Origin of the sequence: Streptomyces sp. NPDC017246, from assembly GCF_044331325.1 — a bacterium.
Taxonomy (GTDB): Bacteria; Actinomycetota; Actinomycetes; order Streptomycetales; family Streptomycetaceae; genus Streptomyces.
Genome location: NZ_JBIRMW010000002.1, coordinates 184,690 through 207,156, shown reverse-complemented (window position 1 = coordinate 207,156; position 22,467 = coordinate 184,690). Strand labels below are relative to the sequence as shown.

Below are 22,467 nucleotides of genomic sequence, written 5' to 3'. Positions count from 1 at the left end.
GCCCCACCCCGGCGCCGTACCGCCTCCCCCTCTCCTCAGACCGTCCGGTTCCGGGCGGCGAGGAGACCGACGCCGAGGGCCGCCGCGCAGACGACGAGCACCACACAGATCGGCAGGGTCCAGGAGCCGGTGGCCTGGTGGAGGACACCGGCCGCGAGCGGGCCCGCCGCGGCCAGCAGATAGCCCACGGTCTGGGCCATCCCGGAGAGCCGGGCCGCGGTCACCGCGTCTCCGGAGCGCAGCACGATCAGGGTCAGGGCGAGACCGACGGCACCGCCCTGGCCGACCCCCAGCACCGCCGACCAGAGCCACGCGCCTTCCACCGGGGCCACCATCAGACCGGCGTAACCGGCCGCGACCAGCGTGGTGACCAGCACGATCAGCGGACGCTGGGTCCGCATCCGGCCGGCGAGCAGCGGCACCACGAAGGCGCCCGCGACCTGGATCAGGTTGTTGAAGGCGAAGACGACACCGGCTGTGGAGCGGCTCATCCCGTGGTCGGTGAAGATCGTCGGCATCCAGGCGATCAGCACGTACGACCACAGCGACTGCAGGCCCATGAACAGCGTGACCTGCCAGGCCAGCGCCGAGCGCCAGACGCTCACCGGGCGGGCGCCGGCGGCCGGGACGGCCCGTACCTCGTGGCCCGTACGGCCCCGGGCGATCAGGACCTGGGGCAGCCAGGCGAGGGCGGCGACCGCGGCGAGCAGCGACCAGAAGCCGAGCGATGCCTCCCAGCCGCCGCCGAGCGCCGTCTCCAGCGGCACCGCGGCCGCCGCGGCCACCGTCGCACCGGCGATCATCGCGCCCGTGTAGACCGAGGTCATCGCCGCGGCCCGGTCCGGGAAGTCACGCTTGATCAGACCCGGCATCAGTACGTTGAGCAGGGCGATCGAGGTGCCGACGAGGATGCCGCCGCCGTACAGCGCGTAGACGGAGGGCAGCACGCGCGCGAGGATGCCGACGCCCAGCAGGAGCAGCGCCGCGAACAGCACGCGCTCGGCGCCGAACCGGCGCCCCAGCCACGGCGCGACCAGCGCGCCCACGCCGAGGAACAGCACCGGGACCGAGGTCACGAGCGAACTCGCCGTCGCGGAGAGCCCGAAGGCCTCGGATATCTCGCCGACCAGGGGCGCCACGCTCGCCAGCGCGACCCGCATGTTCAGCGAGGCCAGCACGATGCCGACGAGCAGCAGCGCCGGGTGGGTGAGCAGGGCCCGCCGGGCCGCCGTCCCGGCGGCCGACGGCCGGACCCCGGCCTCGGCGTCGACCAGCACCGGCGCCCCGGCCCCGGCGTCGACCGCCACCGGCGCTCCGGTGTGCTCCTGGTCCTTCGTCCGTGTCTCGGCGCTCATCAGGAGCGCTCCGTCAGCGCCGCGACCGTCTCCATCGGCACCCGCAGCAGCTCACGGGCCTGCCGCTCCGCCGCCTCCGGGTCGCCCGCCTCGATGGCCGCAACCAGTGCCTCGTGGGCGTCGATGTCGACCGGCGGCATCTCCCGGTCGCCGAGCGCCTCCACCAGCACCTCGTGGACCTGCGCGGAGAAGAACCGGTACACCTCGACGAAGGCGGCGTTGTGGGTCGCGCCGACCACGGCCAGGTGGAAGGCGAGGTCCGCGTCCGCGTCCCGGTCGCCCTCCTCGCGCAGGGTGGTCAGGGCGGCCCGCAGCCGCAGTAGGTCGTGGGTGTCCCGTCGCGCCGCCGCGAGCCGGGCGGCCTCGGCCTCCAGGGCGACCCGGAGTTCGAGGACGTCGGACGCGCCCGCGTGCCGGACCCCGCGCAGGACGGCGGCCGGATCCGCGGTCGACCTGACGAAGGTGCCGTTGCCCTGACGGGATTCCAGGAGGCCCGCGTGGACCAGGACCCTGACCGCCTCGCGGACGGTGTTGCGGCCCACGCCGAGCTGCTGCGCGAGCTCGTGCTCGGTCGGAATGCGGTCGCCGACCACCCACTCGCCGTCCATGAGCTGTGTGCGCAGCTGTTCCACGACGGAGTCCACCAGCGAGGTCCGCCCCGCCGCCCTGAGTGCCATGCCGTTCCGACCTCTCCATTTGCCCGGTTGCCCAGTCATCCTACAACTGACCCGGGTGGGGGACACCGGACTACTGTGGGCCCGTACGTGGACCGAACACCCTCACCACCCTCGGGAGTCAGTCATGTCAGACCGCTTCGACGTCGTCGTACTCGGAGCTGGCCCCGGCGGCTACGTCGCCGCCATCCGCGCCGCCCAGCTGGGCAAGCGGGTCGCGGTCGTCGAGGAGAAGTACTGGGGCGGTGTCTGCCTGAACGTCGGCTGCATCCCCACCAAGGCGCTGCTGCGCAACGCCGAACTGGCCCACATCTTCAACCACGAGGCCAAGACCTTCGGCATCAAGGTCGACGGCACCGTCTCCTTCGACTACGGCGAGGCCTTCAGCCGCAGCCGCTCGGTCGCGGACGGCCGCGTCAAGGGCGTCCACTTCCTGATGAAGAAGAACGGGATCACCGAGTTCGACGGCCGGGGCACCTTCCTCGACGCGAACACCCTCCAGGTCGCCAAGTCCGACGGCACCTCGGAGACGATCACCTTCGACAACTGCGTCATCGCCACCGGCGCCACCCCGCGGCTCCTCCCGGGCACCGCCCGCAGCGAGCGCGTGGTGTCGTACGAGGAGCAGATCCTCGCCGAGGACGCCCCGAAGTCGATCGTCATCGCCGGCGCCGGCGCGATCGGCATCGAGTTCGCCTACGTCCTCAGCAACTACGGCACCAAGGTCACGATCGTCGAGTTCCTCGACCGGATCGCGCCGCTGGAGGACGAAGAGGTCTCCAAGGAGCTGGCGCGGCAGTACCGCAAGCTCGGCATCGACGTCCTGACCTCGACCCGCGTCGAGGCCATCGACGAGTCCGGCCCGCAGGTCCGCGTCACCGTCACCGGCAAGGACGGCGTCCAGAAGGTCCTGGAGGCCGACAAGGTCCTCCAGGCCATCGGCTTCGCCCCGAACGTCACCGGCTACGGCCTCGAGGCCACCGGCGTGGCCCTGACCGAGCGCGGCGCGATCGACGTCGACGGCCGCTGCCGCACCTCCGTGCCGCACATCTACGCCATCGGTGACGTCACCGCGAAGCTGATGCTCGCGCACACCGCCGAGGCCATGGGCGTCATCGCCGCCGAGACCATCGGCGACGCCGAGACCATGGAACTCGACTACCCGATGATCCCGCGCGCGACCTACTGCCAGCCGCAGATCGCCAGCTTCGGCTGGACCGAGGCGCAGGCCCGCGAGAAGGGCTTCGACGTCAAGGTCGCCAAGTTCCCCTTCGTGGCGAACGGCAAGGCGCACGGCCTGGGCGACACCACCGGCTTCGTCAAGATCATCGCCGACGGGACCCACGGCGAGATCATCGGCGCCCACCTGATCGGCCCCGACGTCACCGAGCTGCTGCCCGAGCTGACCCTGGCCCAGCAGTGGGACCTCACCGTCCACGAGGTCGCGCGGAACGTCCACGCGCACCCGACGCTGGGCGAGGCCGTGAAGGAAGCGATCCACGGCCTTGCCGGACACATGATCAATTTCTGAGGTTTCTCCCGGCTCCGGGTGATAGGCACTGAAAGGTGCCGACCGAAGCCAGCGGAAACAGCGGAACCCCGCCGGGTGGCGAACCGTCCCGACCGATCAGGTCGTGGGTGCGTTCGTCACCCGGTACGCATCTCTGGCTGGCGGTCATCGCCCTCACCAGCCTCGTCATCGCGCTCTCCCCGGACGGTCTGGAGGCCTATCTCCTCCACCGCAACAGCAGCAATCTCCACCAGCTCGCGCACCACCCGGCGCGCGCCCTGCTCGGCAGCGCGTTCTGGATCGAGGACCCCGCCGACCTCCTGCTGTACGCGGTGCTCTTCGAGGTCCTGCACGCCCCCGTGGAACGCTGGCTGGGCACCGCGAAATGGCTCTTCACCGTCGCGACGGCCCATATCGCGGCGACCTTGATCAGCCAGCAGGTCGTCCTGGTGGCCATCCGGCTCCACGACGTGCCGCGCAGCATGGCGCACGTCGTCGACATCGGCGTCAGCTACGGCCTCGCCGCCTCGGCCGGGATCCTGACCTACCGGCTGCCGCGCCCCTGGCGCTGGCTCTATCTCGCCGGTGTGATCGCGTTCTTCGTCGTACCGCTCACCATGGACCGGACGTACACCGACCTCGGGCACGCCATCTCGCTGGCGATCGGCCTGGCCTGCTACCCGCTGACCCGGGGAGAAAAATCATTCGCACCCGAACAGGGGCCCGGCGCACACTAGTTGTACGGGGGAAACGGGGGATCCCCCGTAGGGAGTGGCCGCTTCGAGCGCGTGGACCCGGTCCGCGCGGGCCGCTCCCTCCCGGAGGGTTGGCCGAGTGGTAAGGCAGCGGCTTGCTAAGCCGTAGTCGGGGGCGACCCCGCGCGCGTTCGATCCGCGCACCCTCCGCCGCGTACGACGAAGGCCACCCCGCGGGGTGGCCTTCGTCGTGTCGAAGCGTCGGAGTACCGAAGCGTCAGAGTACCGAAGCGTCGGAGTTCCGAAGCCTCGGAGTGCTGACGCCTCGGAGCCCCGAAGCGTCAGACCGACAGCAGTCGTTCCAGGACGACCGCGATGCCGTCCTCCTCGTTCGAGGAGGTGACCTCGTCGGCCACCGACCGCAGTTCGTCGTGCGCGTTCCCCATGGCCACACCGTGGGCGGCCCAGCCGAACATGGGGATGTCGTTCGGCATGTCGCCGAAGGCGATCGTCTCCGCGGCCTTCACACCCAGCCGGCGCGCCGCGAGCGAGAGACCGGTCGCCTTGCTCAGACCGAGCGGAAGGATCTCCACGACCCCGGGCCCGGCCATGACGACGTCCACCAGACTGCCGACCGTCGCACGGGCCGCGCTGGTCAACTCGTCGTCCGACAGCGTCGGGTGCTGGAGGTAGAGCTTGGTCAGCGGCGCCGCCCAGAGCTCCGCCGGGTCCTCGTACGGCACGTACGGCAGCGGCCCCGGGTGCACCCGGTAGCCGGGGCCCATCAGGACCTCGCCCTCCAGGCCGTCGCGGCTCGCGGCCAGCGCCAGCGGGCCGACCTCCGCCTCTATCTTCGAGAGCGCGAGCCCCGCGAGCTGCCGGTCCAGGGTCAGCGAGGTCAGCAGCCGGTGCTCCCCCGCGTGGTAGACCTGCGCGCCCTGCCCGCACACCGCGATGCCCTCGTAGCCGAGGTCGTCCAGGATGTGCCGGGTCCAGGGCACCGCCCGGCCGGTGACGACGATGTGCGCGGCGCCCGCCTCCGTGGCGGCGGCGAGCGCGTCCCGCGTACGGGCCGAGACGGACTCGTCGGCGCGCAGCAGCGTGCCGTCGAGGTCCGTCGCGACCAGGCGGTAGGGGAAGGAGCTCACTTGGCGATCGGCTCCAGGACCTCACGGCCACCGAGGTAGGGCCGCAGCATCTCCGGCACCCGCACGGAACCGTCGGCCAGCTGGTGGTTCTCCAGGATCGCCACGATGGTGCGCGGGACGGCGCACAGCGTGCCGTTCAGGGTGGCCAGCGGCTGCACGGTCTTCTTGCCGCCCTGCTCGTCGCGCATGCGGACGGAGAGCCGGCGGGCCTGGAAGCTGTTGCAGTTCGAGGCCGAGGTCAGCTCGCGGTACTTGCCCTGCGTCGGGATCCACGCCTCGCAGTCGAACTTGCGGGAGGCGGAGGCGCCGAGGTCGCCGGTGGCGACGTCGATGACCTGGAACGGCAGCTCAAGACCGGTCAGCCACTGCTTCTCCCAGTCCAGGAGCCGCTTGTGCTCGTTCTCCGCGTCCTCGGGCGCGACGTACGAGAACATCTCGACCTTGTCGAACTGGTGGACGCGGAAGATGCCCCGGGTGTCCTTGCCGTACGTGCCGGCCTCGCGGCGGAAGCAGGGCGAGAAGCCCGCGTACCGCAGGGGCAGCTTGTCGGCGTCGATGATCTCGTCCATGTGGTACGCCGCGAGGGGGACCTCGGAGGTGCCGACGAGGTAGAGGTCGTCGTTCTCCAGGTGGTACACGTTCTCCGCGGCCTGGCCGAGGAAGCCGGTGCCCTCCATGGCGCGCGGACGGACCAGCGCCGGGGTCAGCATGGGGATGAAGCCGGCCTCGGTGGCCTGGGCGATCGCCGCGTTGACCAGGGCGAGCTCCAGGAGCGCGCCGACGCCGGTCAGGTAGTAGAAGCGCGAGCCGGAGACCTTGGCGCCGCGCTCGACGTCGATGGCGCCGAGCGCCTCGCCGAGCTCCAGGTGGTCCTTGGGCTCGAAGCCCTCGGCGGCGAAGTCGCGGATGGTGCCGTGCGTCTCCAGGACGACGAAGTCCTCCTCGCCGCCGACCGGGACGTCCGTGTGGACGATGTTCCCGAGCTGGAGCAGCAGCCGCTTGGCCGTCTCGTCGGCCTCGTTCTGCTCGGCCTCGGCGGCCTTGACGTCGGTCTTGAGCTGCTCGGCCTTCTGGAGGAGCTCGCTGCGCTCCTCCGGAGTGGCCCTGGGGATCAGCTTGCCGAGCGCCTTCTGCTCGGATCGGAGCTCGTCGAAGCGGACGCCGGACGACCTGCGCCGCTCATCGGCGGAGAGCAGGGCGTCGACGAGCGCGACGTCCTCTCCACGGGCGCGCTGGGAGGCGCGAACACGGTCGGGGTCCTCACGGAGCAGGCGAAGGTCAATCACCCCACCAGGCTACCGGTGCGCGTTCGCCCGCCCCCACCGGATAACGTCACGCGTGTTGGCAAGCGTGACGTTTCGCCCGAATTGATACCTGTGAAAATACCGGGAGCCGGGCCTGCGCATTCAGTTATCCACAGGCTGTGCGGAAGATCTGTGGACTACGGGGAAGATCGCGGGGATTTTCCTGCTCGCGCCTGGGAATTCCGTGATCAAACGCCATTGAGGCACTCATTTGGGTGGGAATTGCTCGCTCCAAAGAGTTGGTCGAGCGAGGGGCGCTGACAAGGGTGTTCTTCCGGCGCTGTGGACAGCCGGGTGTGCGCGGGGAGTGGCTAGGGCGATTTGTCGACCTTGTCGGGGCGAGCTGTCGACTTGTCCCCAGGTCGGACGCCGACCCTGTGGATAACCGCTGTGGGTAACTGAAAAATATGCAGGTAGGACTAGTGGTTCGCACCTGTGGACGAACGCTCCCGTCGACGGGAGCGTTCGGTCACCATCGGGTCAGGCCCGACCGTCCTGGGCCCTCGCCAGCCAGTCGGAGGCCGCCATGAACTCCCCGTCCGAGGTCCCGCGCCGCAGCGCCGGTACGTCCTCGACCGCGACACCCGCCCTCGGGTACGAGCCGAGGAAGCGCACCTTGGGGCAGATCCGCTTGAGCCCCATCAGCGCCTCGCCCACCCGCCGGTCCGAGATATGGCCCTCGGCGTCCACGGCGAAGCAGTAGTTCCCGATCCCCGCCCCCGTGGGCCGGGACTGGATCAGCATCAGGTTCACCCCGCGCACCGCGAATTCCTGGAGCAGTTCGAGGAGGGCACCCGGATGATCGTCACCCAGCCACAGCACCACCGAGGTCTTGTCCGCGCCGGTCGGCGCCGCCGGCCGGGCCGGCCTGCCCACCAGCACGAAGCGGGTCTCGGCGTTCTCCGCGTCGTGGATCTCGGTCACCAGCGCCTCGAGACCGTACGTCGCCGCCGCGAACTCCCCCGCGAAGGCGGCGTCGAAGCGGCCCTCCTGCACCAGCCGGGCACCGTCCGCGTTGGACGCGGCCGACTCCCACAGCGCCTCGGGCAGATGCGCCCGCAGCCAGTTCCTGACCTGCGGCTGGGCCACCGGGTGGCCCGTCACGGTCTTGATGTCCGACAGCTTGGTCCCCGGCCGCACGAGCAGCGCGAAGGCGATCGGCAGCAGCACCTCGCGGTAGATCATCAGCGGTTCGCCGGAGGCCAGCTCGTCCAGGGTCGCGGTCACCCCGCCCTCGACCGAGTTCTCGATCGGTACGAGCGCGGCGGCGGCCTCCCCGTTCCGTACGGCGTCGAGCGCGGCCGGGACCGAGACCATGGGGACGAGTTCCCTCGTCGCGGCCTCGGGCAGCGTACGCAGCGCGGCCTCCGTGAAGGTGCCCTCGGGGCCGAGATACGTGTACCGGGTGGCGGACATACCGTCACCCTAATGGGCTCCGCCGGCCCGGGCCGCCCATGCGGCGGGACACGCGCGCCCACGGGCCGCCCGCCCGGGGGATCAGGACTCCAGGAGCCGCTGGCCCACGTACTCGCCCTCGGCGGGGCCGCCCGGGACCGCGAAGAGTCCGCTCGCCTCGTGGCGGATGAACGCGGACAGCGCGTCGCCCCGGTCCAGCTTGCGCTGCACGGGCACGAAGCCTCTGAGCGGATCCGCCTGCCAGCAGACGAAGAGGAGACCGGCGTCCGGCGTCCCGTCCGGACCGATGCCGTCGTGGAAGGAGAACGGCCTGCGCAGCATCGCCGCCCCGCCGTTCTGTTCGGGGGCGGAGATCCGGGAGTGCGCGTTGTCCGGGATCACCGTCTCCCCGTCGGGGCCGCGCTTGTTCAGATCGAGCTCGGTGGTCTCCGTGCCGCCGGTGAGCGGGGCCCCGTCGGACTTCCGGCGCCCGATCACCTTCTCCTGCCGGCCGACCGGCAGCTTCTCCCAGTCGTCGAGCAGCATCCGGATCCGGCGCACCACCGCGTACGAGCCGCCGGCCATCCACTCGGCGGCGCCGGTGGCGCCGGCCGGGACGAAGATGCGCCGGTCGAAGTCGGGGTCGGTGACCTTCGGGTTGCCCGTGCCGTCGATCTGGCCCATGAGGTTGCGCGCGGTCATCGGCTTCGCGGTGGCACCGGCCGAGCGGTTGAAGCCGTTCATCTGCCAGCGCACCCGAGCCGCGTCGCCCGCGTCCTTCTGGAGGGCGCGCAGGGCGTGGAAGGCGACGAGTGCGTCGTCGGCGCCGATCTGCACCCACAGATCACCCTCCGAGCGCCGGGCGTCCAGGGCGTCGGCGGAGAAGGCGGGCAGCGGGTCGAGCCCGGTGGGGCGGCGCGCGGCGAGGCCGGTGCGGTCGAAGAAGGTACGGCCGAAGCCGAAGGTGACCGTGAGGGAGGAGGGCCCCGCGTCGAGCGCGACACCGGTGTCGTCGGTGGGGGCCTTGCCCGCCATCAGCGTCTTCGCCGTCGCCGACCAGCGGCGCAGCAGGGCGATCGCCTCCTTGCGGCCGGCGCCCGGGGCGAGGTCGAAGGCGATCAGGTGGCCGCGGGACTGCAGGGGCGTGGTGATCCCGGCCTGATGTTTCCCGTGAAACATCACCTCGGTCGAGCCGACGGAGGTCAGCGCCGGGGCGCCACCGGCCCCGGTCCCGGCGGCGGTGTCCTCGCCCGACACGGCCGAGGAGATCCCGACCCCGCCGGCCGCGCCGATGACGAGCCCGGCCGCGCCGGCCGCGCCGACGGTGCCGAGCAGGCGCCGCCGGGAGATCTCAAGGTTGTCGTTCTCGGTCACGGGTCAGCCGATCTTCACGTTCTTGTCGATGGTGGTCTGGTCGATCTCGGAGGTACGGACGGTCACCTGGATCCGCCACTCTCCGGGCATCGGGATCTGGACGCCGCTCGCGCTCCAGTGTCCGGTCTGGATCCGGTCGGGGGCGACGGGCAGCGGACCGACGTTCTTCGCCTCCAGGGTGAAGGAGACCTTGATCTCGGGGACGTCCAGCGGCTTGCCGTTGGGGCGCTCCACGAAGATGTGGAGCGCGTTGGCCCCGGTGCGGCCGGGGTCGAGGCTGAGCCGGACGACGCCCTTGCCGTCCACGCCGCCGGTGTCGAAGGGCAGCCGGATGTCGACGGGCCGGTCGGGCACGGCGGCCGGTCCGGCCGCGGCGGTGCTCCTGCCCGCCTCCTCCTCGGTACGGCCGGGCTCGGTCGAGGTGAGGACGGTGGTCACGGCGAGGAGTACGACGGCGACGGCGGCCTCGGTCAGCACGGAGCGGCGCAGACCGGCCCGCTCGGGGTCGGCGTCCCGCTCCCGCTTGCGCCGCGCGGTGGCGACGGCGGCCTGCTGCCGGGCGAGCTGGGCGGCCCGCTCGGGCGCGACGGCCGCGGTCCCGGCGGCGCCGTCGGCCGCCGCGGCCTCCGCCTCGGCCTCTTCGGCCTCATCGGCGGCGCCGTTCCCGGCCGTCGCCTCCCCGGCCTCCTCAGCCTCTTCGGCCTCCCGGGCCTCTTCGGCGGCCGTCGGGGCGGCCAGGCGGTGGGTCCACCGGCGCGAGATCCACGCGATGCCGACGAGGACGCACATGAGGCCGATCTTGACGAGCAGCAGCTGCCCGTAGCGGGTCCCGGTCAGCGCCGACCAGGAGCCGACCTGGCGCCAGGACTGGTAGATCCCGGTGGCCACGAGGACGGCCACGGAGCCGAAGGCCACCTTGGAGAACCGCTCGACCGCCGAGCGCGGGACGCTCGGCGCCCGGTAGAGGGAGACGAGCAGCACCGTGAGACCACCGAGCCAGGCGGCGACGGCCAGCAGGTGCAGGATGTCGACCGGCATGGCGATGCCGGGCTGGATACCGGTCGAGGCGTGCTCGGCCAGGGCCCAGGTGCCGGCGATGCCGGCGGCGACGACCGTGCCGCCGATACCGAGCCCGAAGGCGAGGTCCTTCTTCTCCTTCGGGTCCGTGCGCCGGGCGAAGGCACCGAAGAGGACGGCCACGAAGAGCGCGGCCGCGCCGAGCAGCAGCAGCCGGGAGGTGAGCGCGGCCCCGGTCTTCGTCTCCAGGACGGCCTTCAGACCAGCCAGGTCGAAGGCGTCGGAGAGTTCGCCCGAGCCGGTGTACGGATTGCGCAGCAGCAGCATGACGAGGGTGGCGCCGGTGAGGGTCAGCCAGCCCCTGACCACGGTCTGCTGGACGGGACGGACGCTCGCGCCGCGCGGCCAGCAGGCCAGGACGAAGGCGCCGCCGCCGACGAGGATCGCGAAACCGGCGTACGAGACGTAGCGCGCGATGCCGTAGAGGGTGCCGACCGGTCCGCCGCCCGCCGTGCGGTCGGGCAGGGCGACGGAGGTCGTGGAAGGGGCGCCGATGGAGAAGGTGAAGGCGCCCGAGACGGGGTGGCTGTCGGCGGAGACGGTCTGCCAGGCCACGGTGTACGTGCCGTCGGGCAGTCCGGCGCGGAGCCCGACCCCGTAACGGACGATCGAGCCGCTGCACAGGTCGCGTATCTCGCCGGTGTCGGCGCGCCGGCCCGCCGGGTCGAGGACCCGGATCGAGTCGGCGCTCATGGCGACCTGTTCCGAGAAGGTGAGGTTGACCTCCTTGGGAGCGGAGGCCACCACCGCCCCGGCCTTCGGATCGCTGCCGGTCAGCGCCGCGTGCGCGGAGGCGGGGGCGGCGCCGGCGAGCAGCGTGCCGAGGAGCGCGGCCGCGAGGATCAGCAGCCGGGCCAGGGCGGTACCGAGGCGCGGGGCGGTGGTTGTCATCTTCCGGTTCACTCCGTCAGTTCTGTGAGAACTCCGTCAACGCGCTCAGTGCTGCTGCGGGTTGTGGTTGGCGGCTTCGACGGGAAGGTCGACCTTGATGGGGTCGGACTTCTCGAAGTGGAGCTCGATGCTGACCTTCTCGCCCTGCTTGGGCTTCTTCTTCAGCTCCATGAACATGATGTGGTTGCCACCCCGCTCCAGGGCGAGGGTGCCGTTCGCCGGGATGTCGAAGGAGTCGACCTGCTGCATCTTCTGGTTCTTCGTCTCGTGGATCGTGACGTCGTCCGAGATCGGGCTGGTGACCGAGGTGAGCTTGTCCGCGGCGCCGCCGGCGTTCTTGATGGTGAGGAAGCCACCGGCCATGTCCATCACCGGCTGGGGCATGAACGCGCCGCTGACCTCCAGCTTCGGCTTGCCGCCGGTGGATCCGGCGGAGCCGTCGGACGAGGACGAACACCCGGTCAGCGCGAGCGCGGCGGCGAGCGCCACGGAGGCGGACAGGGCGGTGGTGCGGCGGTTCACGGGTTCTCCCCCTTGATGAGCTTCGGCAGATCCTTGGCGTAGTCGTCGACGCTCGCGTCCTCGCCGTACAGGACGTAGCCCTGGTCGGTCGTGGGCGAGAAGGCGATCACCTGTGCTCCGTGCATGGAGACGACCGAGCCGTTCTTCTCCTTCTTCGGCGGGTCGATGCCGATGCCGATCTGCCGTGCCCCCGCCTGGATGGTGGAGAACTCGCCGGTGAGACCGGTGAAGGAGGCGTCGCCGGCGGCGGGCAGCCACTTGGCGAGCTCGGCCGAGGTGTCCCGCTCGGGGTCGGTGGTGACGAAGACGACCTGGAGCTTGTCCTGGTCGGCCTTGGGGAGCTGCTTCTTGGCGATGGCGATGTTGCTCATCGTCATGGGGCAGACGTCGGGGCAGTGCGTGTAGCCGAAGTAGATGAGCGTCGGCTTGCCCTTGGTCCGCTCCCGCAGGTCGTACTTCTCGCCCTTGGTGTCGGTGAGGACGAGCGCCGGCTTGGTGAACGGCCGGTCGAGGACGGTCGCGGCCTCGGTGGAGTCGTCGCCGCCGGAGACCACGGCGAGCGCGCCGGAGCCCGGGCCCGCGGTCTTGTCGTCGTTGCCGCCGAGGCCGACGGCCGCGGTGATGCCGACCGCGGCGGCGATCGCCACCGCGGCGACGATCAGGGGTGTGCGGCGGCCGGGGCGTGCCGGGCCGTCCTCGGGCTTCGGAGAGGGTGTCTTCTCTGCGGACATGCTGTTTCTTTCCGCTTCTTTCCGGGTTCGGATGAGGTGCGGCCGTCAGGCCGAGCGACGGCGGCCGGCGAGGAGACCGAAGGCGACACCGGCGACGCCCACGAGGATGCCGATGACGCCGAGGATCCGGGCGGTGGTGTCGGAGGAGTCGGCGGCGGCCGTCTCCTCGTGGGAGGCCGTCTTGTCCTCGTGGCCGGCCTTGTCGTCCTTCGCGGTGGAGGCGGAGGCGGACGGGGCGGCGGCACCGCCGTGGTGGTCGGCGGAGGCGGCGGAGAGCTTCAGGACGGGGGCGGGGTTCTGCGGCTCCTCCCCGCCCTCCTTCTGCTCCTCGATCCAGCGCACGACCTCCTTGTTGTCGTACGTCTGGATCGCCTTGAGGACCAGCTGGTCGGCGTCCTCGGGCAGCTGGCCGAGGGAGAGCGGGAACTGCTGGAACTGGCCGGGGCCGATCTTCGAGCCGTCGGCGGTCCAGGTCACCTTGGAGACGGCCTCGTTGATCGTCTTGCCGTGCAGCGTCAGCGGCTTGCTGAGCTTGCTCTTGGTCACCTCGGCCTTCCAGCCGGGGACGGGCTGCGGCATGACGGAGGCGAGCGGGTGGTCGAGCGGGAAGTTGACCTCGACCTTCACGGTGGAGGCGTTGTCGCGCTCGTTCGGGACCTTGATGTTGACGGTCGCGTAGCCGCCCTTGGCCGCCTCGCCCTGCGGCTGCACGCTCACGTGCGCGAAGGCCGTACCGGACAGCAGCACGACGGAGGAGAGGGCGATGCCACCGGCGAGGGCGACACGGGACGCGGAGACACGGGAAACGGTCATGGCAGAAGACACTCCAGCTCGGAGAGAGACGGTGCGGTCCGGCGCGCCGGGGAGGGAAAGCTCCGGGGGCGTGCGGACGAACGCGGTCCCACTCCCGTTGAGGGGACCGCGGCGGGCTGCGTCAGGCTGCGAGGACGCAGTCGGCGGCGGGCGGGCCGCGCCTGATCACCGTGTGCTGGAGGGCCTCGGCCACCGGCGGCGGCGAGGAGTCGAAGGCCGTACGGGTGGCGCGCCCCGGCGCCGTGGCCGGGATCGCCGCGAGCCCGGTGAGCAGCGCCCGTACGAGACGGAGCGCGGCCCGCAGCGAGCGGACGAGGGCGCACTCGGCGAGCTCCGTCGCCCCCTGCTCGGAGAGTTCGACGAGGCGGCCGAGGGCGCGGTCGCCGCGGCGCAGCAGCCAGCCCGCGGCGAGGGCGGCGAGCAGATGGCCGAGGAGCATGGGCAGTCCGGGCAGCAGCCCACCGGTGGGCGCGGTCGCCGTGGCGGCCGTGTGTCCGAGGTGGGCGCCGGCCCCCGCGGTGGCCGGGTCGAGTCCGGCGTCGCGGATGATCCTGGTGGCGTCGGCGGAGCTGAGGGACGAGGTCCCCGCTCCGCAGACGAGCCGGGCCGCCATCCGGACGAGGGCGTCGTCGGCCTGGGGGCTGAGGCCGAGATGGCGCTGGCCGATGCCGAAGAGGACGTGCAGGCCGAGCTGTCCGCCGGCGAGGGTGCCGACGACGAAGCCGAGGGAGCGTTCCCGTCCGGTGAAGAGGACGGCGATCCCGAAGACGCCGAGGAATCCGGCGAGGAGTGACCACCAGGCGACGCCCGCGCAGGCGGCGAGGGTGTGTCCGAGCGCGGACAGCACGACGCAGACCGCGGTGAACACCGCGGCCCTCAGCAGCCGTGGAGCGAGCGCGGGGGCAGTCATGGCGGGGCCATCATCGCACCAAGGGCCCCACCGGTATGAGGCAGGTCCAGAAGGTCGTGCTTGGGGGCCTTCGGGGTGACATACACCGGCGCACGCCCCCGGTGCATCCGCCGAACGAGCGCTCTTGTCACCTCCGGGGGCTTACGAAGGGTTCTGTCCGGCAATAGGTATCGGTATGTCGAGCCGCTGCCGGGAGGCTGGAGCATGAGCATCTGGTGGTCACTCCATCTGCGGCGCGAGGCCGCGAGCGTGCCGCTCGCCCGCAGGCTTCTGATGGGCACGATGGAGACGGCGGGAGTCGATCCCGACGTGTCGTACGAGCTGTCGGTCGCACTGACCGAGGCCTGTGCGAACGCGGTCGAGCACGGTGGCGCGGGCGCCGCGCCGGGGCCGGGCGCGACGGCCGGGGCATACCGGGTGACGGCCTACCTGGACGGTGAGACCTGCCGTATCGAGGTGGCCGACTCGGGTCCGGGGTTTCCCGGCGCGAAGCTCCCGGCGGCTCCGTCGGACGCCGAGCACGGCCGGGGGCTGCGGCTGATCGAGGAGCTCGCCGACCATGTGCAGTTCGGCAACAGATCGGGCCGGGGCGGCGCGGTGGTCAGCTTCGACAAGATCCTGAAGTGGAAGGACAGTCCCTCGCTGCTGATGGCGTGAGGGTACGGGGAAGGGCCCCCGCCGGTCGGTCGGCGAGGGCCCTTCGGTTCCAACGTACGCGGAGGTCAGCCCTTCAGCGCGGCCATCCACGCCTCGACCTCGTCGGCGTGGCGCGGCAGCCCGTCCGAGAGGTTCCGGTTGCCGTCCTCGGTGACGAGGATGTCGTCCTCGATCCGGACGCCGATGCCGCGGTACTCCTCGGGCACGGTCAGGTCGTCGGCCTGGAAGTACAGACCCGGCTCGACGGTCAGGCACATGCCCGGCGCGAGGGTCGTGTCGACGTAGGCCTCGGTGCGCGCGGCGGCGCAGTCGTGGACGTCCATGCCGAGCATGTGACCGGTGCCGTGCAGGGTCCAGCGGCGCTGGAGGCCGAGCTCCAGGACGCGCTCGACGGGGCCCTCGACGAGGCCCCACTCGACGAGCTTCTCGGCGAGGACGCGCTGGGCGGCGTCGTGGAAGTCGCGGTAGGCGGCGCCGGGCTTCACCGCGGCGATGCCGGCCTCCTGCGCCTCGTACACGGCGTCGTAGATCTTGCGCTGGAGCTCGGTGTACCGGCCGTTGATCGGCAGGGTGCGGGTGATGTCCGCGGTGTAGAGCTCGGTGGTCTCCACGCCGGCGTCGAGCAGCAGCAGGTCGCCGGAGCGCACGTCGCCGTCGTTGCGCACCCAGTGCAGGGTGGTGGCGTGGGGGCCGGCGGCGCAGATGGAGCCGTAGCCGATGTCGTTGCCCTCGACGCGGGCGCGGAGGAAGAAGGTTCCCTCGATGTAGCGCTCGCTGGTGGCCTCGGCCTTGTCGAGGACCTTGACGACGTCCTCGAAGCCGCGGGCGGTGGAGGCGCAGGCCTTCTCCAGCTCGGCGATCTCGAAGGAGTCCTTGATGAGACGGGCCTCGGAGAGGTGGACGCGGAGTTCCTCGTCGCGCTCGGCGGTGACCTTGTCGGTCAGCGCCGTCTCGATGCCGGCGTCGTGGCCGCGGACGTTGCGGACGGGGCCGGTGGCCTCGCGCAGCGCCTCGGCGAGCTCGCGGACGTCCTTCGCGGGGATGCCGAGGAGCTGCTCGGCCTCGGTGAGGGAGTGGCGGCGGCCGACCCACAGCTCGCCCTGGCCGTCGAGCCAGAACTCGCCGTTCTCGCGGTCGGAGCGCGGCAGCAGGTAGATCGTCGCCTTGTGGCCGCTCTTCGTCGGCTCCAGGACGAGGACGCCGTCCTGGGTCTGGTCACCGGTGAGGTACGCGTACTCGGTGGAGGCGCGGAAGCCGTACTCGGTGTCGTTCGACCGGGTCTTCAGGTTGCCGGCCGGGATCACCAGGCGCTCGCCCGGGAAGCGGGCGGAGAGCGCGGCGCGGCGCGCGGCGGTCTTGTCGGCCTGGGCGATCGGCTCGAGTCCGTGCAGCTCGGTGTCGGCCCAGCCGGACTTCATGTTCTCGGCCAGCTCGTCGGACACGCCCGGGTACAGGCCGTTCTTCCGCTGCTTGATCGCCTGCTCTTCGGTCTCTTCCGGGGTCTCCGGCGTGAGCTCCTCGGCCACGGGTCTGCCTCCTCTTGGTACGACACTGAACCCCCACCATCGTACGGTCGTACGGAAGGGGGCCCAGGGCCGGAAGACCCATTACCGGAATCTCACGCTCCGGTTACCGGTGCCTACAGTTTCGCGGCGGGCCGCTCAGTCGAAGCGGGCCGCGAGCAGGACCACGTCCTCCCCGTGCGCCTCGGTGTCGAGACGCTCGGGCAGCAGGGACCGCAGCACGTGGTCGGCGACGGCGCCGGGGTCGCCCAGGTCGGCCTTCGGCACGCTCGCCGCCGCCGAGTGGAGCCGGGCGAAGGCACGGTCCATGGCGTCTCCGGTACGGCGCAGCAGCCCGTCCGTATAGAGAAGCACCGTTTCTCCGGGTGCCACGGACAGCTCCACGCTCGGCGCCTCCCAGCAGGAGAGCATCCCGAGCGGAGCCGAGAGCGAGGTCTCGACGAACTCGGTCCGCCGCTCGCCGATGACCAGCGGCGGGGCGTGCCCCGCGCCCGCGAGGACGATCCGGCGCTGCGCGGGTTCGGTGTACGCGAAGAGCGCGGTCGCCGAGCGGGCCGGTTCGGTGAGCCGGAGCAGGAGTTCCAGGTCGGAGAGGACGGCGACGGGGTCCTCGCCCTCCATCACCGCGTACGCCCGCAGGGAGGCGCGCAGCCGCCCCATGGCGGCGAGCGCGCTGGGGCCCGTCCCGGAGACGGAGCCGACGGCGAGCCCGAGGGCGCCCTCGGGCAGCGGCAGCGCGTCGTACCAGTCGCCGCCGCCCTGCGGTCCGGTGCGGTGACGGGCGGCGAGCTGGACGCCGGGGACGCGGGGGAGACGGCTGGGGAGCAGCTCCTCGGCGATCGTGGCGACCTGGACGCGGGCACGCTCGACCTGGAGGAGACGGGCGAGGTGCTCGGTGGCGAAGCGGCCGTAGAGCCCGATGAGGTGGCGCTGGCGGTCGGTGGGTTCGGCGGGCTCGTCGTAGAGCCAGACGGCCGCGCCGAGCCGGCCGGCCTCCTCGGTGGCGAGGGGGAGGGCGTAGCTGGCGGCGTAGCCGAGGCGGGCGGCGACCTCGCGGTGGCGCGGGTCGAGGCCCTCCTCGGTGCGTACGTCGCGGATGGCGATCGGATCGGGGACCCGCTCGGGGTGTCCGGGATCGGGGAGGCCGTCGAGGAGGCGGCCGTAGCTGCTGGTGCCGCGCGGGACGGTCTCGATGGTGCCGAGGTCGGAGTGGGCGAGACCGAGACCGATGGTGGAGGCGGGCCCCAGTCCGTCGGCCGGTTCGAGGACGGCCATGCCGCGGCGGGCCCCGACGAGGGCGGCGCCGGCGCCGAGCGCCTCGCGGAGGGCCTCGTCGAGGGAGGAGGTCCTGATGAGGCGCTCGGTGAGTTCGTGGAGGGTGGTGAGGTCGGAGACCCAGGCGGCGAGCCGGTCCTGGATCAGCGCCCCGGGCGGAGGGACCGGGTCCGAGGGTGTCGCTGCCGCCGGTACCCCGGGCAGCGGCGACGTAGTGTGCGGGGACCCGGGAATCGTTGAATCGATTCCAGCCACTTTCGGCATGTGCGGGGCGCTCATGTCAGTCGGCTTTCCGACCGGTGCGTTTGACGCCATAGCATCGCAAACCCCCATGTCATTCTGAGCCGCTCGATGCATCCACATGTACACGCACAAGAGGAACGATGTCCAGCATTGTCCCCACAGGACTTGTGGTGTCCGTGAGGTCGTGCGCAAGGGTTGAAGTCCGAAGGAAGTTGGCCGAAAATTGTCCCCGGTGTGCACCTTTTGCGGTCGACTGGCGTCGTTTGAAAGCGCGTCATTCCGAGCGTGCTGGGTACGTAATCGGTGACAGGCAGGGGCAGTTGGCGCTGCCCCGGAACGTGACGCGGAACCCCGGCGTCTCTCACGCCGCAGGCCGCAACCCGTCACCGAGTGGCGGGGAACGTGTTCTGACCCGCCCTGGTTCTGACCTGGCTCCACCTCGTTCTGACCCGGCTCCACCTGGCACCGACCTCGCTCCATCCGGTTCCACGTGGTTCCACCTGGCTCCGGCCCGGCCGGCCCCGCTCCGACAGGGGCCGTCACCCCGCCGACCCGGTACGCGCTGATACGCACGGTGAAGTGTCCTGCACATGGTGTGATGTGGATTCGGCGTTCAACGGAAAGGAACGAGCGCTCATGCGCGAGATCCTCGGAAGGCGACGCAGGCTCCGGTCCCGGCGCAAGGCGAGGACCGCCCGGCTCGACGCGGCGGTCACCTTCGCCGTCGAGTGGGACTGGCCCGTCCTGCCGGGAGCAGGCCTGAGAGCGACGACCCGCACGGCCGCGGGACCGGTCTGCTCCTGCCCCGACCCCGACTGCGTGGTGCCCGGTGCCCACCCGTACGACCCCGGACTGCTCGCGGCCACCACGGACGAGCGGATGATCCGCTGGTGGTGGACCCGGCGTCCGGACGCCCCGGTGGTCCTCGCCACGGGCGGTGCCGCGCCCTGCGCGGTCAGTCTGCCCGCGGTGGCGGGCGCGCGGGCGCTCGCCGCGCTCGACGCGACGGGGATGCGACTCGGCCCGGTGGTGGCGACCCCGACCCGGTGGTCGATCCTCGTCGCCCCGTACGGCCTCGAACGGCTCGGTGAGCTGTTGTACGCGAAGGACAGCGTTCCCGGCTCGCTGCGCTTCCATGGAGAGGGCGGCTATCTGTTGCTGCCGCCCTCGGTCGCCGGTACCGGGCAGGTGCGATGGGAACGGGCACCGCTCGCGGGCTCGGCCCGGCCGTGGCTGCCGGACGTGGAGGCGGTGGTCGACGCGCTGGTGGAGGCGAGCACGAGCACCCCGGGCGGCGGGAGCCGGCTCGCGTACTGACGGGGGCGGTCCCGGCTCTCGTACCGAGGGGCGGTCCCGGCCCGGGCGGTAGGCGGTGACTCTGGGGCGGCGGGACCCCGGCCTTCCGGCCGGGGCCCCGGCCGTTCACCCGAACGGGTGTGTCCTGGCCCGACTTCTCCGGGAAACGGGCGCGCGGCCGGCCGGGCGCCCGTCGGCCGCCGATATGTTCACCCCACCGTTCAAGATCTCCAGCCGAGCAGGAGCAGGTGGGCGCATGAGTCCGGTGAACCTCCGCGTGGTCGGACTCGGGGCCGCCGTCACGGTCGCCGTGCTGCTGCCGCTCGTCGCGACGGCGGGGCCGACGGGCGAAGCCGCACGGCCGACGGCCGTGACGGATTCGGCCGACGCGAAGCCCGGAGAGCTGCTGGGCGGGCTCGGGCCGGGCCCCGGCGGGGATCCTGCCCCGGCCCCGGCGGCTTCGGGGGCTCCAGCGGCTCAGAGGGCTACGGGAGCTTCGGAGGCTGCGAGGGCGGCTCCGGGCGCTTCCGCGGCCGATCCCGCCGCCACTCGCCCCGCTCACCCCTCCCACCCCGCCGATCCGGCCGCCGTGTCTCCGAGGTCTCCGGAGCGGGTCACGAACTGTGGGCCGGAACTCGCCTCCCCCGAGGGGGTCGAGGCGCAGACCTGCGTTCTGGCCGAAGGACCCGACACCTGGGCGCGTACGTACTACCGGAACGCGACCGGCCAGGATCTCGACGCGTTTCTTACCCTCTTGGCCCCCGGCGGGCGGACCGTACAAGTCCGCTGCCCGGTCACGGCGCAAGACGAACCGGGTACCTGTGAAACGCCCAGGGAGCGCGGTCGGGGCTTGGCCTCGGCGTATACGGCGGTGGCGGAATTCGCGGGCACGGGCGAGGGGGACAACACCCCGCTGCTGCTGCGGGCCGGTAGCAACACGGCGGACAGCGAAGGAAGTTGAGCGTCGACGCTCCGGACCTGCCGGAAGCGGACATGGAAAGGCCCGATCGCTGGCGACGGGGGATGCACCAGCGACCGGGCTTCCAGAACGGTAACAAGAGATCTGCTGTTCGCAAATTCGATCTCGGTTATTCGGACAGGGATTTACCCGTCCGAAGTCTGGGTTGTGGCGGAAGTCACCGACTGATCGGTCTGCCAGTCACCGATACCACGTGGGGTATCAGCTGAGAGTCACCTGACGGTTCGTGAGGCCGCCGCGCGCCCGCCGCTCCTCCGCCGTGAGCGGGGCGTCCGAGGCGAGCGCCTCGGTCAGCCGCTCGGCGAACTCCGCGGCCGGCTTCTCGCACTCCTCGGCGGTCATCGCCGTCGGCAGGTCCCAGACCGGCACCATCAGGCCATGGGCGCGGAACGAACCGACGAGCCGGGTGTCCGGGCCGAGGGAGGTCGCGCCGGCCGCCTGGAGGCGGGCGAGCGCGTCGAGGAGCTTCTCCTCCGGGTACGGCATGACCCAGCGCAGGTGGTTCTTGTCCGGGGTCTCGCACCAGTACGCGGAGTCGACGCTCTCCAGCTTCACCGTCGGGATCGCGGCCGCGTTGGCGCGCTCCAGGGACGCGGCGACCTCCGGGTCGGCGCCGTCCGTGGACTGCGGGATCCAGAACTCGAAGCCCGAGTGGACCTCCGGGGCGAACGCGGCGTCCGCTTCGAGCAGGTCCTGGAGGCGCGGGCCCTCGGCCGGGACGCGACGAGGGGGGACCGGGTTGCCCGGCTCGGTCTCCAGGGCGCGCTGGAGGGTGTCGGCGAGGTCGCGGGCGAGGTCGCCCGAGGTGGAGTCGTTCTGCAGGGCGAGCAGGACGGAGCCGTCGTCACGACGGAGCGCCGGCCACGCCATGGGCAGCACGGTCGCCAGGGTCACGGAAGGCACGCCCTCCGGGAGCCCGCCCTTCAGGGTGAGCGGCACGGTGGCGGCGGGCACCAGCTCGCGCAGCGCGACCCAGTCGCACTCGCCGGGCAGGCCCTCGAAGGGGCGCTGGACGAGCTCGGTCACGGCGTGCGCGGCGGTCCGGCCGTGACACGCCTTGTAACGGCGGCCCGAACCGCACGGGCACGGCTCGCGGGCGCCGACGACCGGGATCTCCCCGCTCGTGACCTGTGCCTGACCGGTCTTGCCGGCCTTCGTCTGGGGGCGCTTCTTGGCCATGGTGTGGCTTTCTCCCGATCGCGGCGGTGCGGTGCTTGTTCCGGGCGCGAGCCTAGCCGCACCGGGCACCGACACCCCTCAGGCGGGCCGTCGCCCCGCGAGGGTCCGGTGCGCGTACCCGCCGCCCGCAGGTGGCCCGGCGCGCGTACCCTCGCTCGCGCCCGTACTCATGCCCGGGCCCGTATCCGTATCCGAATCCCTCTGCGAAAAAGCGCACCCGTGTCGGTCGAGCCGTGCGCCCGCGTCGGTCCGTACGCGTGCCCGCGTCAGTCCAGATCGTCGTACGCGTCCAGGATGTCGAAGCGGGAGCCGCCGCCGACACGGGCCGCGAAGTCCTCACGGCGGTGTCCTTCGGTGACCACCACCCAGACCGTCACCTCGCCGGTCGCGCTGTCCCGTACGCCCCAGTCCTGGGCCAGCGCGCTGATGATGTTCAGCCCGCGGCCTCCCCGTGCGGTGACCGAGGGCGTGGCCGGAACGGGCCGCGTCGGGCCACCGCCGTCCGTCACCTCGACTCTGAGCCCGCCCGCCGGGTCCACCCGCCAGGCCGCCCGTACGTCTCCGTCGCCCCGGTCCGCCTGCCCCAGCGGCCTGCCGTAGCGACAGGCGTTGCTGAGCAGCTCGGAAAGGATCAGCACCGCGTCGTCGACGACCGAATCGGACACTCCGCTGCGGTACAGCTCGTCCCGCATCCGGTGCCTCGCCCTGCCCACGCCCGCAGGGCCATGGGGTACGGCCATGCTCGACGACGTGGGCACCTCTTGTGCCACCACAAACGCCACCCCCGAGACCTCCTTTGCCCCACGCCACCGTGTGAATGCCCCAATGGACTGGACCGGAAACCGGCCAATCCGCGTTCGATGAGGCACTCGTGACGATCGCGTACGCATCGAACGCGCCGGTGCACTCCCTGAAA

At 71.8% G+C, this 22,467-nt stretch carries 19 protein-coding genes and 1 tRNA gene; 5 read left to right on the top strand and 15 right to left on the bottom strand.

The window, feature by feature from the left end:
- Nucleotides 1-35: 35 nt before the first annotated feature.
- The gene (locus ACH4MY_RS05710) at nucleotides 36-1,355 is read right to left on the bottom strand and encodes a CynX/NimT family MFS transporter (protein ID WP_397997999.1); all 1,320 of its coding nucleotides are present in this window, start codon (nucleotides 1,353-1,355) and stop codon (nucleotides 36-38) included.
- Nucleotides 1,355-2,032: a FadR/GntR family transcriptional regulator gene (locus ACH4MY_RS05705; RefSeq protein WP_397997997.1), complete on the bottom strand. Its 678-nt coding sequence runs from the start codon at nucleotides 2,030-2,032 to the stop codon at nucleotides 1,355-1,357. Before ACH4MY_RS05705 ends, ACH4MY_RS05710 begins: the two co-directional genes overlap by 1 nt.
- Nucleotides 2,033-2,156: 124 nt before the next feature.
- Here ACH4MY_RS05705 and lpdA point away from each other — a divergent pair, with 124 nt between their 5' ends.
- From lpdA to ACH4MY_RS05690, 3 genes are all read left to right on the top strand, one after another.
- A complete protein-coding gene (gene lpdA / locus ACH4MY_RS05700; RefSeq protein WP_397997994.1) occupies nucleotides 2,157-3,560 on the top strand; it encodes a dihydrolipoyl dehydrogenase in 1,404 nt (467 codons plus the stop codon).
- A 35-nt stretch (nucleotides 3,561-3,595) separates the two neighbouring features.
- Complete coding sequence (locus tag ACH4MY_RS05695) at nucleotides 3,596-4,276, top strand: rhomboid-like protein (RefSeq protein WP_397997992.1); 681 nt, start codon at nucleotides 3,596-3,598, stop codon at nucleotides 4,274-4,276.
- Nucleotides 4,277-4,359: 83 nt separating this feature from the next.
- Nucleotides 4,360-4,444 (top strand) — tRNA-Ser (locus ACH4MY_RS05690).
- Between the two features lie 131 nt (nucleotides 4,445-4,575).
- Here the strand turns inward: ACH4MY_RS05690 and ACH4MY_RS05685 are convergent.
- The 9 genes from ACH4MY_RS05685 to ACH4MY_RS05645 form a co-directional block, all read right to left on the bottom strand.
- Nucleotides 4,576-5,382: an HAD family hydrolase gene (locus tag ACH4MY_RS05685; protein WP_397997989.1), complete on the bottom strand. Its 807-nt coding sequence runs from the start codon at nucleotides 5,380-5,382 to the stop codon at nucleotides 4,576-4,578.
- Nucleotides 5,379-6,668, bottom strand: a complete 1,290-nt coding sequence (gene serS, locus ACH4MY_RS05680) for a serine--tRNA ligase (RefSeq protein WP_397997986.1) — start codon at nucleotides 6,666-6,668, stop codon at nucleotides 5,379-5,381. The genes ACH4MY_RS05685 and serS overlap by 4 nt, the downstream gene beginning before the upstream one ends.
- A 498-nt stretch (nucleotides 6,669-7,166) precedes the next feature.
- Entirely contained in the window at nucleotides 7,167-8,102 is a 936-nt protein-coding gene (gene pheA / locus ACH4MY_RS05675) for a prephenate dehydratase (protein WP_397997983.1), read from the bottom strand.
- Between the two features lie 81 nt (nucleotides 8,103-8,183).
- Nucleotides 8,184-9,455, bottom strand: coding sequence for an iron uptake transporter deferrochelatase/peroxidase subunit (gene efeB, locus ACH4MY_RS05670; protein WP_397997980.1), 1,272 nt, complete (start codon nucleotides 9,453-9,455; stop codon nucleotides 8,184-8,186).
- Nucleotides 9,456-9,458: 3 nt separating this feature from the next.
- The gene (locus ACH4MY_RS05665) at nucleotides 9,459-11,423 is read right to left on the bottom strand and encodes a copper resistance protein CopC (protein WP_397997978.1); all 1,965 of its coding nucleotides are present in this window, start codon (nucleotides 11,421-11,423) and stop codon (nucleotides 9,459-9,461) included.
- Nucleotides 11,424-11,468: 45 nt separating this feature from the next.
- On the bottom strand, nucleotides 11,469-11,945 hold the full coding sequence (locus ACH4MY_RS05660; protein WP_397997975.1) for a copper chaperone PCu(A)C: 477 nt from the start codon (nucleotides 11,943-11,945) through the stop codon (nucleotides 11,469-11,471).
- Nucleotides 11,942-12,676, bottom strand: a complete 735-nt coding sequence (locus ACH4MY_RS05655) for an SCO family protein (RefSeq protein ID WP_397997972.1) — start codon at nucleotides 12,674-12,676, stop codon at nucleotides 11,942-11,944. Before ACH4MY_RS05655 ends, ACH4MY_RS05660 begins: the two co-directional genes overlap by 4 nt.
- Nucleotides 12,677-12,721: 45 nt before the next feature.
- Entirely contained in the window at nucleotides 12,722-13,489 is a 768-nt protein-coding gene (locus ACH4MY_RS05650; protein ID WP_397997969.1) for a YcnI family protein, read from the bottom strand.
- Nucleotides 13,490-13,610: 121 nt separating this feature from the next.
- Nucleotides 13,611-14,399 carry a hypothetical protein gene (locus ACH4MY_RS05645; RefSeq protein ID WP_397997966.1) on the bottom strand — a complete coding sequence of 263 codons (789 nt, stop codon included), beginning with the start codon at nucleotides 14,397-14,399 and terminating at the stop codon, nucleotides 13,611-13,613.
- Between the two features lie 204 nt (nucleotides 14,400-14,603).
- Here ACH4MY_RS05645 and ACH4MY_RS05640 point away from each other — a divergent pair, with 204 nt between their 5' ends.
- Nucleotides 14,604-15,056 carry an ATP-binding protein gene (locus ACH4MY_RS05640; protein WP_397997963.1) on the top strand — a complete coding sequence of 151 codons (453 nt, stop codon included), beginning with the start codon at nucleotides 14,604-14,606 and terminating at the stop codon, nucleotides 15,054-15,056.
- A gap of 65 nt (nucleotides 15,057-15,121) precedes the next feature.
- Here ACH4MY_RS05640 and ACH4MY_RS05635 read toward each other — a convergent pair whose 3' ends face one another.
- Both ACH4MY_RS05635 and ACH4MY_RS05630 read right to left on the bottom strand, forming a co-directional pair.
- Nucleotides 15,122-16,582 carry an aminopeptidase P family protein gene (locus tag ACH4MY_RS05635; protein ID WP_397997960.1) on the bottom strand — a complete coding sequence of 487 codons (1,461 nt, stop codon included), beginning with the start codon at nucleotides 16,580-16,582 and terminating at the stop codon, nucleotides 15,122-15,124.
- Nucleotides 16,583-16,717: 135 nt separating this feature from the next.
- Complete coding sequence (locus tag ACH4MY_RS05630; RefSeq protein WP_397997958.1) at nucleotides 16,718-18,169, bottom strand: PP2C family protein-serine/threonine phosphatase; 1,452 nt, start codon at nucleotides 18,167-18,169, stop codon at nucleotides 16,718-16,720.
- Between the two features lie 564 nt (nucleotides 18,170-18,733).
- Between ACH4MY_RS05630 and ACH4MY_RS05625 the strand changes: the two genes are divergently transcribed.
- Complete coding sequence (locus ACH4MY_RS05625) at nucleotides 18,734-19,414, top strand: bifunctional DNA primase/polymerase (protein ID WP_397997955.1); 681 nt, start codon at nucleotides 18,734-18,736, stop codon at nucleotides 19,412-19,414.
- Nucleotides 19,415-20,573: 1,159 nt separating this feature from the next.
- On the opposite strand, the gene ACH4MY_RS05620 is transcribed toward ACH4MY_RS05625, so the two are convergent.
- Both ACH4MY_RS05620 and ACH4MY_RS05615 read right to left on the bottom strand, forming a co-directional pair.
- Nucleotides 20,574-21,551: a DUF5926 family protein gene (locus tag ACH4MY_RS05620; protein ID WP_397997952.1), complete on the bottom strand. Its 978-nt coding sequence runs from the start codon at nucleotides 21,549-21,551 to the stop codon at nucleotides 20,574-20,576.
- Nucleotides 21,552-21,817: 266 nt separating this feature from the next.
- On the bottom strand, nucleotides 21,818-22,441 hold the full coding sequence (locus ACH4MY_RS05615) for an ATP-binding protein (RefSeq protein ID WP_397997949.1): 624 nt from the start codon (nucleotides 22,439-22,441) through the stop codon (nucleotides 21,818-21,820).
- Nucleotides 22,442-22,467: the final 26 nt, after the last annotated feature.